Raw genomic sequence first — 15,152 nt, 5'->3', positions numbered from 1 at the left:
GCTGTCCGCCGAGCGACGGAAGGGGCGGCACCGGCGTGGATAGGGTTCGGTGGTGCCGTCCATCCTCTCGGTCCTGCGCCGCAACCGGAACTTCCGCAACCTCTTCCTGGCCGAGCTGGTGGTCTTCGGTGCCGACTGGTTCGTCATGGTGCCGCTGCTGGTGCTCCTGCCGTCGCTGACCGGCAGCGGAGTGTGGGGTGCGCTGGTTCTCGCCGTCGACACCGGCATCGTGGCGCTGTTGCTGCCGTACACCGGGACGGTGGCCGACCGGTTCGACCGGCGCAAGATCATGATTGGCTCCAACGTCGCCGCCCTGGCCGGCGTGCTGCTGCTGTTGGGCGTACGCAGTGCCGGCACCGCCTGGCTCGCGATGGTCGCCATCGGCGTGGTGGCGGTCGCCAAGGCGTTCTACTCGCCCGCGGCCCAGGCGGCCCTGCCGAACGTGCTCGACCCGGACGAGCTGGCCGCCGGCAACGCGGTAGCCGGCTCGGCGTGGGGCACGATGACGATCGTCGGCGCGTCCCTGGGTGGGGTGCTGAGCAGCGCGGCCGGCCCGTACGTCTGCTTCTGGGTGGCCGGTGGCGCCCTGGTCCTGGCGGCGGTCGTGGCGGGGCTGATCCGCCGGCCGTTGCAGGCCCCGCGGGACCGGGACCGGCCGGCGCAGCAGACCTGGGCCGCCGTCCGGGAGGCGCTGGGCTACATCGGGCACCGGCCCCGGGTGCTGGCGCTGGTGACGGTGAAGTCGGCGGTCGGGCTCGGCAACGGCGTGCTGACCGTGTTCCCGCTGCTCGCGGGCGTCTACGGTGCGGGCCCGATCGGTGCCGGGCTGCTCTTCGCGGTCCGTGGCGCGGGAGCGCTGGTCGGCCCGATCCTGATGCGGCGGGTGCTGGGCAATCGTGCCTGGTTGCTCCCGGGCCTGGCCCTGTCGATGTCGCTGTACGGGCTGGCCTACCTCGGCACCTCCGTGGTCGCCTGGTTCCCGCTGGTCCTCGCACTGGTCTTCGTGGCCCACTTCGCCGGCGGCAGCAACTGGGTGATGTCGAACTTCGCCCTCCAGGGCGAGGTCCCGGACCGGTTGCGGGGGCGGGTGTTCGCCACCGACATGATGCTGGCGACGCTGGCCATCTCGGTGAGCCAGCTGGTGGTGGCCTCCGTCGTGGACGTCGTCGACGAGCGGGTGGTGCTGGCCGGCTGCGGCCTGGTCACCCTGGTCTACGCGGTCGGCTGGCGGATCGCGACCCGCCGGCTCTCGCTGACCGACCCGGTGCCCGAGCCGGAGTCGGTCGCCCACTGAGCCGCCCGACAGCGGCGCCCGCCGGCGCGTACCGCCGCCGGTCCCAGGGTGCGGGCAGAGATCCGGATGGTCGGCGGGTGGCCCTAGCATGAGCGCGTGCCGATGAACTTCACGCCCGACCCGGCCCGGGTGCGGGTTCCCGCGACCAGCGCCAACCTCGGGCCGGGCTTCGACGCCCTGGGGCTCGCGCTGGGCCTGCACGACGACGTCGCCGCCGAGGTCACCCCGGGGGGCGTCACGGTGAGCGTCACCGGCGAAGGGGCGGGCGACCTACCCGGTGACGAGCGGCACCTGGTGGTGCGCGCGATGCGCGCGGCCTTCGACGAGCTGGGTGCGCAGCCACCGGGCCTGGCCGTGGAGTGCGTCAACCGCATACCCCAGGCGCGCGGCCTCGGTTCGTCGTCGGCGGCCATCGTCGCGGGCGTGCTGCTGGCCCGGGCCCTCGTCGTCGACGGGGAGCGGCGGATGGACGACGCGGCGGTGCTCCGGCTCGCCGCCCGCATCGAGGGCCATCCGGACAACATCGCCCCGTGCCTGCTCGGCGGGTTCACGGTCGCGTGGACCGAGCCCGGCGGCGCGCGGGCGGTGTCCCTGCCGGTCGCCGACGGTGTCCGGCCGACCGTCTTCGTGCCGGCCGAACGCGGCCTGACCGCGGCGGCGCGGGCCGCGCTCCCAGCCGCCGTGCCGCACCGGGACGCGGCGCTGACGGCGGGTCGGGCGGCCCTGCTGGTCCACGCGCTCACCGCGGCGCCGGCGCTGCTGCTTCCCGCCACGGTCGACCGGCTGCACCAGGACTACCGCGCCGAGGGCATGCCCGCGACCGCGGCGCTGGTCGCTGCGTTGCGTGCGGCGGATGTGGCGGCTGTGGTCAGCGGGGCGGGCCCGACCGTGCTGGCGCTGAGCGAGCCGCCCGCGGACCTGGATCCGGGAACAGAATGGCAGGTCTGGTCGTTGCCGGTAGAGGCACACGGCGCCCGGGTCGGGCGGGGTAGACTGGGACACGCGGAGCGGGACCCTGTTGCCGCAGGTCGGAAGAGTTGATTACGCTCTAGACTTAGCACAGCCGCGAAGCATGCGATCTTCCTGCGGGTCGGCGCACCCCGAAGCTTTCGGCGGTCAGCCCGTCACCCCTGCCTAGGCCACGCCGCACCGCAGTCTCCACAGGTCGCCGCAGACGGCGAGCCCCGTCCACCACGTCGGTGATTCGGGATAGCGACCGGCTGCTGTGTCACAGACTCCCGCGACGCGTCACGCGAGGCGGGTGCACCGAGGCCGCCCGGCCACCTGCGTTTCGACCCCGGGCAGTCCCGGCCTATCGAGGGAAGGAATCCATTGAGCGACACCACCGACGTGACGTCGGATGTTTCCAACGTCGCCAGCGATGCCACGTCCGCTGCCCCGACCCGCCGTCGTCGTAGTGGCACCGGCCTGTCGGCGATGCTGCTGCCGGAGCTCCAGAGCCTGGCCGCGTCGCTCGGCATCTCGGGCACGGCTCGCATGCGCAAGGGTGAGCTGATCAGCGCGATCACCGAGCGCCAGGGCGGCGCGGCCGCCACCGGGACCCCTCGACCGCGGGCCGAGGTCGCGGCTGCGGCCGCTCCCGCCCGGGATGAGGTACACGCGGAGGTCCGGGATTCGGGCGAGCGGCCGGAGGCCGAGCGGCGCCCGGAGCAGGCGGCCGAGCAGCCGGCTGCGACCGAGACCACCGGGCGGACCCGGAGCCGCCGTGGCCGTGGAGCGGGGGAGGCCCGCGGCGGCGAGGCCCGTGGCGCCGAGACCGGCGAGGCACGGGTCGAGACGAGGCCCGAGGAAGCCGAGACCGGCGAGCGCGCTGAGCGCGGCGGCCGTGAGCGCGGCGACCGGGCCGAGCGCGGCGACCGGGCGGAGCGCAACGAGCGCGGCGAGCGTGCTGAGCGCGGCGAGCGCGGTGACCGGGCGGAGCGCAACGAGCGCGGTGACCGCGGCGAGCGTGCTGAGCGCGGTGACCGGGCCGAGCGCGGCGAGCGCGGTGACCGGGCCGAGCGCAACGAGCGCGGTGACCGCGGTGAGCGCGGCGAGCGGGCCGAGCGCGGTGACCGCAACGAGCGCGGTGACCGTAACGGCGACCGCGGCCAGCGTGCCGAGCGTGACAACGACGGCGAGGAGGACGGTGAGGGCGGCGGCCGGCGCGGCCGGCGCAGCCGCTTCCGGGACCGCCGTCGTGGCCGTGGTGAGCGGTCCGAGGGCGGCGACGGCGGTCGTGAGCCGCAGGTCGGCGAGGACGACGTGCTCGTCCCGGTGGCCGGCATCATCGACGTGCTCGACAACTACGCCTTCGTGCGGACCACCGGCTACCTGGCCGGCCCGAACGACGTCTACGTCTCCATGTCCCAGATCAAGAAGTACGGCCTGCGCCGAGGTGACGCGATCACCGGTGCGGTGCGCGCGGCCCGGGACGGGGAGCAGCGGCGGGACAAGTACAACCCGCTGGTCCGGCTGGACACCATCAACGGGATGGAGCCGGAGGAGGCGAAGCGCCGGCCGGAGTTCTACAAGCTGACCCCGCTCTACCCGCAGGAGCGACTGCGGCTGGAGACCGAGCCGCACATCCTCACCACCCGGGTGATCGACCTGGTCATGCCGATCGGCAAGGGCCAGCGGGCGCTCATCGTGTCGCCGCCGAAGGCCGGCAAGACGATGGTGCTGCAGGCGATCGCGAACGCGATCACCCACAACAACCCGGAGTGCCACCTGATGGTGGTGCTGGTGGACGAGCGTCCCGAAGAGGTCACCGACATGCAGCGGTCGGTGAAGGGCGAGGTCATCGCGGCGACGTTCGACCGGCCGCCGCAGGACCACACCACCGTTGCGGAGCTGGCGATCGAGCGGGCGAAGCGCCTGGTCGAGCTGGGCCACGACGTGGTCGTGCTGCTCGACTCGGTGACGCGGCTCGGCCGGTCCTACAACCTGGCTGCGCCGGCCAGCGGCCGGATCATGTCGGGTGGTATCGACTCGACCGCGCTGTACCCGCCGAAGCGGTTCCTGGGTGCGGCCCGCAACATCGAGAACGGCGGCTCCCTGACCATCCTCGCCACCGCGCTGGTGGAGACCGGGTCGATGGCGGACACGGTCATCTTCGAGGAGTTCAAGGGCACCGGCAACGCCGAGCTGAAGCTGGACCGGAAGATCGCCGACAAGCGGACCTTCCCGGCCATCGACATCCACCCGTCCGGCACGCGCAAGGAGGAGATCCTGCTCGCGCCGGAGGAGCTGGCCATCGTCCACAAGCTCCGGAAGGTGCTGCACTCGCTGGACTCGCAGGCCGCGCTGGATCTCCTGCTGGACCGGCTCAAGCAGTCGCGTACCAACATCGAGTTCCTGATGCAGATCGCGAAGTCGACGCCGGGGGAGTGACCCGGTAGATCGAGACGAGGGGGCGCGGCCGTTGGCTGCGCCCCCTCGCCGTTGGTCCTGCCGTCCACGCCGACAACCTCGCTTCGCCCCCTTTGCTCTGCTTCAGCCACCGCAACAAGGCGACACGAGTTTTGTTGCGTGGGTTGAAGCAGAGCAAAGGGGGAATCGTGGTGGGTGCCGCCGGGCGTCCCGCCGGTCCGGTGGGGAACACCGGCGTCGACGAGTCACCCGCGGCGAAGTTTTCCTTCGCTTGAGCGGCCGAGTATTGAAACTTCTATTCGCAGCCGGTTGACTGTCGTCCATGCGTACCCGCAGACGACCCGCCAGTCTCGTCGGCACCCTGCTGTTGACGCCGCTGCTCGCCGCCGGTGCGGTTCCGGTCACCGCCGCGGCCGCCTCCGCGCACGCCGTACCCCGGTTCGCTACCGCCGCCGAGGACGCCCCGCTCGCCTCCTCGCACGCCGCCGCCTCCGTCACGCTGGCCGGCGATCCCGCCGCCGCGACCTCGGAAGCCCCGGTCGGGACCGGCGTCGAGCCGGCCGGTGGCCTGGAGACCACGAAGACGACGCGTCCCGTGGCGCCGGGCCTCCAGCTCACCTCGTTCGACCGGTACGACGCCGACGGCTGGCTGCGCGCCGACGCGCTCACCGCCGACCTCTCCGGCGGCGTCACCGTCGACTACGTCAACTCGGGGGCGGTCAGCCGGGCCGAGCCGCTGCGCACCGCCGCCGACCGCACCCGCGCCGTCGCCGCCGTCAACGGCGACTTCTTCGACATCAACAACTCCGGCGCCGCCCAGGGCGTCGGCATCCAGCACGGCCAACTCGTCCAGTCCCCGGTCAGCGGCCACCACAACGCGGTCGGCGTCACCACCCAGGGGATCGGCCGGGTCGTCGAGGTCCACTTCGACGGCACCGCCACCCTGCCCACCGGCCCGGTGGCGCTGACCCAGTTCAACAACATGGTCCAGGCGGGCGGCATCGGCGTGTTCACCGCCCTCTGGGGGTCGTACACCCGGGAACGCCCGGTGGCCGGCGCCCCGCGCGTCACCGAGGTGGTGGTGGTCGACGGCCGCGTCGCCAGTGTCGCGACCACGCCCGGCAGCGGGCCGATCCCCGCCGGCACCACGATCCTGCTCGGCCGCGAGGCCGGCGCCGACGCCCTCGCCGGGCTGCGCCCCGGCGACCCGGTGACGGTCGCCTACCGGCCGAAGCCGGCCGACGGCAGCAGCCTCCAGGCGGCGGTCGGCGGCGGCAACGTGCTGGTACGTGGCGGTGTCGTGCAGAGCATCGCCGACGCCACGCTGGCGCCCCGGACGGCGGTCGGCTTCACCGCCGACGGCCGCCGGATGATCATGCTCACCGTCGACGGCCGGCAGGTGGACAGCCGGGGCGTGACGCAGACCGAGATGGGCCGGATGATGGCCGAGCTCGGCGCCCACGACGCCCTCAACCTCGATGGCGGCGGCTCGTCGACGCTGCTCGCCCGCGAACCGGGAGCGGCCGCCGTGCAGGTGGAGAACAGCCCCTCCGACGGTGTCGAGCGGGCCGTCCCCAACGGCCTGGCCCTGTACGCGCCGACGGGGAGCGGCCGGCTCACCGGGTACTGGCTGGAGACCGCGAGCGACCCCACCCGCGCGCCCGGCGTCTCGCCGGTCCGTGGCGGCCGCCCGGACCGGGTCTTTCCCGGGCTGACCCGCCGGCTCACCGCCGCCGGGTACGACGAGACGTACGGGCCGGCGGCCGGTGCCCCGCACTGGCGGGCCAACCCGGCCGTGCGCGGCGTCGTGTCCGCCACGGGTGTGTTCCGGGCCGGTGCGCCGGGTCGGGTCACCGTCACCGCGTCGCGCGGCGGCGCGCGCGGCACGCTCGACCTCACGGTGCTCGGTCCGCTGGACCGGGTCGACTCCACCGTGGACCGGGTCGGGCTCGACGGCTCCGGCGGCAGCGGCGTCTTCGGCGTGGTCGGCTACGACGCCGAGGGCAACACCGCACCGATCGAGCCCGCCGACCTCACGCTCGAATACGACCGGGACCTGCTGCGCATCACCCCGACCGACGACGGCAACCTGTCGGTGACCGCGCTGCGCGACACCGGCTCCGCGCTGGTCACCGTCCGCGTCGGCCGCAGCAGCACGGTCCTGCCGGTCACCGTCGGGCTCACCGACGTGCCGGTGGCCACCTTCGACGACGCGGCCGCCTGGCGGTTCAGCCAGGCCCGGGCCAGCGGTTCCGTCGCGCCCGCGCCGGGCCGCACCGGCACCGGCCTGAAGATGTCGTACGACTTCAGCCAGTCGACCGGCACCAGGGCCGCGTACGCGGATCCGCCCGCCTGGATCGAGGTGCCCGGCCAGCCGCAGGCGTTCGGCATGTGGATCCACGGCAACGGCACCGGGGAGTGGCCCAGCCTGCACCTGCACGACGCGCAGGACACCCAGCACGTGCTGCGCGGGCCGTACGTCACCTGGACCGGCTGGCGGTACGTCGAGTTCACCGTCCCAGCCGGCGTGCAGTACCCGGTGCGGATCCGCCGCTTCTACGTGGCGGAGACCGACGCCGCGGCGCAGTACCGCAGCGAGGTGGTCATCGACGACCTGGTGGCCAAGGTGCCGCCGGCGGTCGACCTGCCGGCCGAGAAGCCGCGGACCGACCGGGTGGTCCTGCGCGACGGCACGGTGGACGGTGAGCCGTGGCGTTTCGCGGTGCTCTCCGACGCGCAGTTCGTGGCGGCCAACCCGGACAGCGACCTGGTCGCCCAGGCCCGCCGTACGCTCCGCGAGGTCAAGGCCGCAAGACCGGACTTCGTGGTGGTCAACGGGGACTTCGTGGACACCGCCTACCCGGCGGACTTCGCGCTCGCCAAGCGGCTGTTCGACGAGGAGTTGGGCGACGAACTGCCCTACTACTACGTCCCCGGCAACCACGAGATCATGGGCGCCCCGATCGACAACTTCCGGGCGGTGTTCGGTGACACCGAGCGGGTCTTCGACCACCGGGGAACCCGTTTCGTCACCCTCAACTCGTCCACCGGCACCCTGCGCGGCGGCGGCTTCGACCAGGTCCGGATGCTCCGCGAGGCGCTCGACTCGGCGGCCGGTGACCCGGCGGTCGGCTCGGTGGTCGTCCTGCACCACCACCCGCCCCGCGACCCGAGCCCGGCCGAGGCCAGCCAACTCGGCGACCGGAAGGAGGCGGCGCTGCTGGAGCAGTGGCTGGCCGACTTCCAGCACCGCACCGGCAAGGGTGCGCTGTTCGTCGGCGGGCACGTCGGCACGTTCCACGCCGACCGGGTCGACGGCGTGCCGTACGTGATCAACGGCAACGCCGGCAAGGGTCCGTCCAGCCCGGCCGACCAGGGCGGCTTCACCGGCTGGACCGAGTTCGGCGTGGACCCGGTCACGGCGGCCGAGGCCGACCGGGCCCGCCGGGACCCACTCGCCGACGGCCCCCGCTGGGTGTCCGCCGAGTTCCACGCGCACGTCGACGGCCTGACGCTGGCCGCCCCCGACACCGTGGCGGTCGGCGCACCGGCGACGGTCACGGCCACGCTGACCCAGGCCGACGTGCGGACGGTGCCGGTGGCGGCGCCGGTCAGCGCCGACTGGATCGGCTCGCCCAACCTGCACGTCGGCTCGCCGCTCGGGCTCCGGCCCTGGCACGCGGCCTGGTTCGACCCGGCCACCGGCCGGCTGACGGCGCTGCGGCCGGGCGCGACGGTGACCCTGACGGTCGACGTCAACACCGCTTCCGCCGCCGCGACCATCATTCTGAGGTGATCGGCGGGGTCCCTTGTCGGCATCCTGGGGAGACAAGGGGCCCCGGCCGACACCGCACCCGGAGGCCCGCGCCGTAGCGGTGCGGGCCTCCGCGTGACTCAGAAATCGCCCTCGGCGACCTGGAACACCGTGAGGCCCAGGTCGCGCCACATCCGCACGACCTGCATCCGGTCGTCGAAGACGCCGACCACCCGGTACCGGTCCCGGACCTCCCGCTCGTAGATCTCCCGCTTGACGATCGAGTCCTTGCGGGAGTCGCCCACCGCCCGCAGGTGCAGCGCCAGGTAGGGGACCCTGACGTGCCGGGCCAGCCACGCCTCGGTGGCGGCCCGGGCGGAGGCGTCCCGTCCCGAGCAGAAGACCACCCCGTACCCGGCGGCGTGCATCGCCCGGACCGCCGCGATCACCGCCGGGTTCGGGGCGTCCGCACTGACCCGGGTCATGTCGTACGGGCTGCGCGAGACGTTCAACGCCACCGTGCCGTCGATGTCCACCAGGACGATCTCCGGGGGCTCGGCCGACGGCGGGTGGACGGTGGCCGCCCGGCCGGTCCGGGCCTGCGGCACGGGCAGCGGCAGCGTGCGCCCCTCCAGGTACCGCTCGTGCAGCCGCCGGATCGCCGCCTCGCCCACCCGGTCGGCCTCCGGGCGGGCGGCGTCACGGCGCAGGCACTCCTCGAGCGGCACGTCGGTGAAGTCGTGCACCTCGAACTCGGCCCCGTAGCGGGCGGCCAGGTCGGCCCAGTCCCGCAGCGTCCGGGAGCGCAGATTGGTGTCGTCCACGCAGACGTCCGCCCGGGCCTTCAGCAGCGCCTCGACCTGGGCCCGCTGCACGACGGTCACCTGTGCCTCGGCCCACTGCGTGAAGAGCCGCTCGCCGTGCAGCATCCGGCGCAGGTCGTCCCGGTTGACCCGGACCACGGACGGTTGCAGCGTCCGGGCGAAGGTGGTCTTGCCGGAGGCGGGCAGTCCCCGGGTGGCGATCAGGCGGGCCATCGGTCCCTCCGTGTCGTACGTCGGATCGGCCGGGTCAGGTGAATGCCCGGCGGCGGGCCGGGAATGCGGGAGTACGGGCGTGCGTTGTCGATGCCGGACCTGCTGTGCGGGCCGGCTGCCGGCTCGGCGTACGCCCGTGGCACACTGGTCAATCGGCCACCGGTTCCGGTTCACGCCCGCATCGTCGCGCACCGTGACGAGGGCGACCCGGCGACCATCCACGAGAGGACCGAGGCGACATGAAGCCCAACATCCACCCGGAGTACGTGACCACCGACGTCACCTGCTCCTGCGGCAACACCTTCACCACCCGCAGCACCGCCAAGGGCGGCTCCATCCACGTCGAGACGTGCAGCGCGTGCCACCCGTTCTACACGGGCAAGCAGCGCGTCCTGGACACCGCCGGCCGGGTGGCGAAGTTCCAGCAGAAGTACGCCAAGGTTCAGGCCAAGAAGGGCAAGTAACGTCGCGATCGGCGCCCGCGTCCGGTTTCCCACCGGGCGCGGGCGCCGTCCGTCTCACCCCTCCAGCGCCGTCGTCGAAGGAGCACCCGTCCATGAGCAGCGAGCGTCTGGCCGCCCTCCTCGACGAGTACGCCGAGCTGGAGCAGCGGCTGGCTGATCCGTCCATCCACGCTGACCAGAACACGGCCCGCCGGGTCGGCCGCCGGTACGCGGAGCTGGTGCCGGTGCACAAGGCCGCCGCCGAGCTGGCGCAGGCCCGCGCGGACCTGACGGCGGCGAAGGAGCTGGCCGCCGAGGACCCGGCTTTCGCCGCCGAGGCGGAGACCATCGCGGCGACCCTGCCGGTGCTGGAGGAGCGCCTCGCCGAGCTGCTCATCCCGCGCGACCCGCACGACGCCAAGGACGTCATCGTGGAGATCAAGGCGGGGGAGGGCGGCGAGGAGTCCGCGCTCTTCGCCGGTGACCTGCTCCGGATGTACAGCCGGTACGCCGAGCGGCGCGGCTGGCTCGTCGAGGTGATCGACGCGCAGGACTCCGACCTGGGCGGGGTGAAGGACGTGTCGCTGGCGATCAAGACCAAAGGGGTGCCGGAGGGCGGCAACGGGGTGTGGTCCCGGCTCAAGTGGGAGGGCGGCGTGCACCGCGTGCAGCGCGTCCCGGTCACCGAGTCGCAGGGCCGCATCCACACCAGCGCGGCCGGCGTGCTGGTGCTGCCGGAGGCCGAGGAGGTCGACGTCACGATCGACCCGAACGAGCTGCGGATCGACGTGTTCCGCTCGTCCGGCCCGGGCGGCCAGTCGGTGAACACCACCGACTCGGCGGTCCGGATCACCCACCTGCCGACCGGCATCGTGGTCTCCTGCCAGAACGAGAAGTCCCAGCTGCAGAACCGCGAGCAGGCGCTGCGGATCCTGCGGGCGCGGCTGCTGGCGGTGGCCCAGGAGCAGGCCGACGCGGCCGCCTCGGACGCCCGCAAGGCACAGGTGCGGACGGTGGACCGCTCGGAGCGGATCCGCACGTACAACTTCCCGCAGAACCGGATCACCGACCACCGGATCGGCTACACGGCGTACAACCTCGACCTGGCGCTCGCCGGGGAGCTGGACGGCGTGCTGGACGCGCTCGCCGAGGCCGACCGGGCGGCCCGCCTCGCCGGCGACCCGGAGCTGGCGCGCCGCTGACCCGCTCAGGAGGCGCGGGGACGGCTCTTCGCCCGCAGCATCTCCCGGTCGGCGGCCTCGAAGGCCGCGCTCAGCGCGTCCCGCACGCCCGGACCGCCGGCGGGCATCTCGGCGAAGCCGATGCTGACCGCGACCGGGGTGCCGGGGACGAGGGACTCCCAGTCCTCGGTGCGCACGGCGGACTCGATCCGCCGGGCCACCTCGGCCGCCTCGGCCATCCCCGCGCCCGGCAGCACCACGACGAACTCGTCCCCGCCGTAGCGGGCCACGAAGTCGCCCCGGCGCATCACCCGGTTGACCACACCGGCGACGCGCTGCAGGACCAGGTCGCCGGAGTGGTGCCCGTGGCGGGTGTTCACGGCCTTGAACCCGTCCAGGTCGCAGACGCCGATCACCACCCGCTCGCCCCGGGCCAGGACGGCGCCGATGTAGCGCTCCAGGCGGCGCCGGTTGGGCAGCCCGGTCAGCGGGTCGGTCAGCGCCTCACCCTCGTAGCGGGCCGCCTCGCGGCGCATCTCCTCGTGGTCGATCCGGGCGGCGATCCCGTCGATGTAGACGTCCCGCAGTCGGTCGTTGCGCTGCGCGGCGAGCCGGAACGCCAGCCGGTCGGCGCGGTGCGCCGCGGCGTGATCGCCGGCCCGGCCCAGGGCGATGCTGCGCAGCCGGGCCGGCTCGGCCGCGCCGAGCGTCTCGCTGGAGACGCGCACCCCGTCCAGCCGGGTGACCGCCTCGACCGGCCGGCCCTCCGCGATGGCCAGGCAGATCTCGCCGAGCTGGCGCATGTCCCGGGCGCGGGCGCTGTCCCCGCCGTGGCCGAGCAGCCGGGCCGGGGAGCCGTCCGTACCGACCTCCAACCGGTCGCCCAGCGCCGCCCGGCGGGCGGCGGCGTAGCCGTACGCCGCGAGGCTGCTCGGGCGCAGCCGCCCGGCCCGCCCGTCGCGGAGGAACCGTTCCAGGTCGGCGGCGATGTCGCGGAGCACCCGGAGGCAGCCGTCGCTGTCGCCGTTGTGGTCCAGGGCGACGGCGTTGCGCAGCCGGATGCCGGGAGCGGCGAACGTCTCCTCCGGGATGCCGGCGGCCATCCCGAGCTGCCGGGCGCGCTCGATGGCGCTCAGGGCGTACCCGTGGAAGCTCAGGTACGAGTAGGCCATCGCCAGGTCGTGCCAGCCCCACGCGGTGTCCCGGTCGGGGTCCTCGACGGCGCCCAGCGCGCGGGCGGCCCGCACCAGGTGGGTGACGCAGCGGTCCAGCGCACCCTGGTGGTGGGCGGCGAGCGCGGCGAGCGCGTTGAGGTGCCCGTGCAGGTACGGCTCGGCGAGGTCCCGGACGGCGTTGGTGGCCTCCTCGATGGCCCGGGTGTACTCGGCGGTGCGGCCCAGGTTGATTACCGCGGAGAGGCGCTGCACCAGCGCGTCGGCCCGCGCGTACCGGTCGGTGGTGGTGCCGAGCACCTGTTCGAGGATCGTCCAGGCCTCGGCGGAACGGCTCGACTCCTGCAGGGCACGTGCCCGTGTCAGGGCGTCGACCTGGTCGCCGACCCGGTCGAGCCAACCCACCCGCGACCTCCCGTCGGTGTGCGCCTGACCGCACCGGCTCGTGACCGGTCACCGCGACGCTTCATGATTATGTCGTGAGTACCCTGCCGCAACACCCGTCCGAAGGGACGAACCGGGAGCGACCCGCGCCGGCGATCGCCCGGGCGGCCCGGCTGCTGGCGGACGCCGGCGTCGCGGGTGCGCGCGGGGAGGCGGAGCTGCTGGCCGCGTCCGTGCTGGGGGTGCCGCGGGGGCGGCTGGCCCTGGCGGACGGGTTCACGCCGGCGCAGCGCGAGCGGTTCGACAGCCTGGTCCGGCGGCGGGCCGGCCGCGAACCGCTGCAGCACATCACCGGCGTCGCGCCGTTCCGGCACCTGGAACTGGCGGTGGGCCCGGGTGTCTTCGTGCCCCGCCCGGAGACCGAGCTGCTCGCCGGCTGGGGCGTCGAGCAGGCACGACGGCTGGCGTCGCCGCTGGTGGTCGACCTGTGCAGCGGTTCCGGCGCGATCGCCCTCGCGGTGGCCCAGGAGGTGCCGGCGGCCCGCGTGGTGGCGGTGGAGGGCGCCCCGGAGGCGCTGTCCTGGTTGCGGCGCAACGCCAGCGACCGGGCGGCCGCGGGGGACCGGCCGGTGGCGGTGGTGGCGGCCGACGTCACCGGGCCGGACCTGCTCGCCGACCTGGCGGGCCGGGTGGACGTGCTGCTGTGCAACCCCCCGTACGTTCCGGCGGGCGTGGCGGTCCCCCCGGAGGTCGGCCGGCACGATCCGGCGGGCGCGGTCTTCGGCGGCGCCGACGGGCTGGCGGTGATCCGGCCCGTGCTGGCGCGGGCCGCGGTGCTGCTGCGCCCGGGCGGCGTGCTCGGCGTCGAGCACGACGACACGCACGGCGATGTGGTGCCCCGGCTGCTCGCCGAGGACGGCCGGTACGCCTCGATCACCGACCACGCCGACCTCACCGGCCGGCCCCGGTTCGCGACCGCGACCCGCCGACCTCCAGCCACCTGACCCCGGCCGGTCCCGGGACGGATGTCCTCGGTCGGTCTCCAGCGGCGACAACCGGCCCTCGATCGCGGCCGGGAAGGTCGGCCCCCACGCCGAGCCTGGGCAGCCCGCACGCCGACCGTGGCCGGGCGTGGCAGACTGCTTCCTCGTGATGCTCTACGACTGCCGGTCGCCCGCCGACCGGGACCGCGGCATCGCGGCCGCCATCGAGGCGGTCCGCAACGGCGAGCTGGTCGTGCTGCCGACCGACACGGTCTACGGGGTCGGGGCGGACGCGTTCACCCCGTACGCGGTCAAGGCCCTGCTCGACGCCAAGGGCGGCCGGCCGGCGCCGCCGCCGGTGCTGATCGGTTCCCGGCACACCCTCGACGGCCTGGTGTTCTCGCTGCCCCGGGCGGCCCGCGACCTCGTGGAGGCGTTCTGGCCGGGGGCCCTGACGATCGTGGTGGAGCACTCGCCGAGCCTCCGCTGGGACCTGGGGGAGACGTCGGGGACGGTCGCCGTGCGGATGCCGCTGCATCCGGTGGCGCTGGAGGTGCTTCGGGAGACGGGCCCGATGGCGGTGGCGTCGGCCAACAAGGCCGGCCAGCCGGCCGCGACCACCGCCGAGGCGGCGCGCGACCAGCTCGCCTACTCGGTGCGCGCGTACCTGGAGGCCGGTCCCGCGGTCGACCCGGTGCCGAGCACGATCGTGGACCTCACCGGTGAGGTGCCGCAACTGGTCCGGGCGGGCGCGATCGGGTTGGACCGGCTGCGCGAGGTGGTACCGGACATCGTCGAGAGCCGGGTGGGCTGAGTGCCTCCGTTCACCGTTCTGCACGTGTGCATGGGCAACATCTGCCGTTCGCCGATGGCGGAGCGGCTGCTGGTCCTGGCCGTCCGGGAGCGGCTGGAGCGGCGCGGGTCGGACCCGGCCGGTGTGGACGACCTGGTGCACAGCCACAGCGCCGGCACCGGCGGCTGGCACGCCGGCGAGGAGATGAACCCGCCGGCGGCGCGGCAGGTCGCGGCGCGGGGCGGCAGCGCCGCGGGCTTCGCCGCCCGCAAGCTGCGTTCGGACCACATCGACGCCGCCGATCTCGTCCTCACCGCTACGGCCGACCAGCAGGAGTACGTGGTGGCGCTGCGTCCCGACGCGGCGCCCCGCACGTTCGTGCTGGGCGAGTTCGGCCGGCTGCTGGCCGCGGTGGACCCGGCCGACCTGCCGCCGGCAGGGTCGACGCCGGAGGCCGTGTACGAGCGCGGTGTCGCCCTGGTCCGGGCGGCCCACGCCGCCCGGGTGGGTGCCGTCCCGCTGCCGACGGACGACCTCGACGATCCGTGGGGCCGGGGCGACCAGTGTTTCAGCCGGGTCGCGGACGAGATCGAGGAGACCGTCCACCCCCTGGCGGCGGCGCTGCTGCCGTGATCCGGGCGTTGCTGCCGTAACCCACCCGGGTTACCCGCCAGGGAACGAGGCGGACAAGAGGCACATTCAGGTCATCCTTGGTGGGTCCTGACGGCTCCTGCGGGGA

The 15,152-nt window shown here is 74.3% G+C and carries 11 protein-coding genes; 9 read left to right on the top strand and 2 right to left on the bottom strand.

The window, feature by feature from the left end:
- Positions 1 to 52 precede the first annotated feature (52 nt).
- From EV376_RS00275 to EV376_RS00260, 4 genes are all read left to right on the top strand, one after another.
- On the top strand, positions 53 to 1,294 hold the full coding sequence (locus EV376_RS00275) for an MFS transporter (protein ID WP_130320158.1): 1,242 nt from the start codon (positions 53 to 55) through the stop codon (positions 1,292 to 1,294).
- A 96-nt stretch (positions 1,295 to 1,390) separates the two neighbouring features.
- Positions 1,391 to 2,335 carry a homoserine kinase gene (gene thrB / locus EV376_RS00270; RefSeq protein ID WP_130320157.1) on the top strand — a complete coding sequence of 315 codons (945 nt, stop codon included), beginning with the start codon at positions 1,391 to 1,393 and terminating at the stop codon, positions 2,333 to 2,335.
- Positions 2,336 to 2,626: 291 nt separating this feature from the next.
- A complete protein-coding gene (rho, locus tag EV376_RS00265) occupies positions 2,627 to 4,687 on the top strand; it encodes a transcription termination factor Rho (RefSeq protein ID WP_130320156.1) in 2,061 nt (686 codons plus the stop codon).
- A 301-nt stretch (positions 4,688 to 4,988) separates the two neighbouring features.
- Positions 4,989 to 8,462: a phosphodiester glycosidase family protein gene (locus EV376_RS00260; RefSeq protein WP_130320155.1), complete on the top strand. Its 3,474-nt coding sequence runs from the start codon at positions 4,989 to 4,991 to the stop codon at positions 8,460 to 8,462.
- A gap of 98 nt (positions 8,463 to 8,560) precedes the next feature.
- On the opposite strand, the gene EV376_RS00255 is transcribed toward EV376_RS00260, so the two are convergent.
- On the bottom strand, positions 8,561 to 9,457 hold the full coding sequence (locus tag EV376_RS00255) for a phosphatase domain-containing protein (protein ID WP_130320154.1): 897 nt from the start codon (positions 9,455 to 9,457) through the stop codon (positions 8,561 to 8,563).
- Positions 9,458 to 9,696: 239 nt separating this feature from the next.
- Here EV376_RS00255 and rpmE point away from each other — a divergent pair, with 239 nt between their 5' ends.
- Both rpmE and prfA read left to right on the top strand, forming a co-directional pair.
- Entirely contained in the window at positions 9,697 to 9,921 is a 225-nt protein-coding gene (gene rpmE / locus EV376_RS00250) for a 50S ribosomal protein L31 (protein WP_109900196.1), read from the top strand.
- 92 nt (positions 9,922 to 10,013) lie between these two features.
- Positions 10,014 to 11,102, top strand: coding sequence for a peptide chain release factor 1 (prfA, locus tag EV376_RS00245; RefSeq protein WP_130320153.1), 1,089 nt, complete (start codon positions 10,014 to 10,016; stop codon positions 11,100 to 11,102).
- Positions 11,103 to 11,107: 5 nt separating this feature from the next.
- Here prfA and EV376_RS00240 read toward each other — a convergent pair whose 3' ends face one another.
- Complete coding sequence (locus EV376_RS00240; RefSeq protein WP_130320152.1) at positions 11,108 to 12,658, bottom strand: GGDEF domain-containing protein; 1,551 nt, start codon at positions 12,656 to 12,658, stop codon at positions 11,108 to 11,110.
- Between the two features lie 74 nt (positions 12,659 to 12,732).
- On the opposite strand from EV376_RS00240, the gene prmC reads away from it, so the two are divergent.
- From prmC to EV376_RS00225, 3 genes are all read left to right on the top strand, one after another.
- On the top strand, positions 12,733 to 13,641 hold the full coding sequence (prmC, locus tag EV376_RS00235) for a peptide chain release factor N(5)-glutamine methyltransferase (protein WP_130320151.1): 909 nt from the start codon (positions 12,733 to 12,735) through the stop codon (positions 13,639 to 13,641).
- Between the two features lie 148 nt (positions 13,642 to 13,789).
- A complete protein-coding gene (locus EV376_RS00230) occupies positions 13,790 to 14,434 on the top strand; it encodes an L-threonylcarbamoyladenylate synthase (protein ID WP_130328466.1) in 645 nt (214 codons plus the stop codon).
- Positions 14,435 to 15,046 carry an arsenate reductase/protein-tyrosine-phosphatase family protein gene (locus EV376_RS00225; protein ID WP_130320150.1) on the top strand — a complete coding sequence of 204 codons (612 nt, stop codon included), beginning with the start codon at positions 14,435 to 14,437 and terminating at the stop codon, positions 15,044 to 15,046.
- Positions 15,047 to 15,152: the final 106 nt, after the last annotated feature.

Source organism: Micromonospora sp. CNZ295 (assembly GCF_004217535.1).
This window is presented reverse-complemented; position numbering and strand designations above follow the sequence as displayed.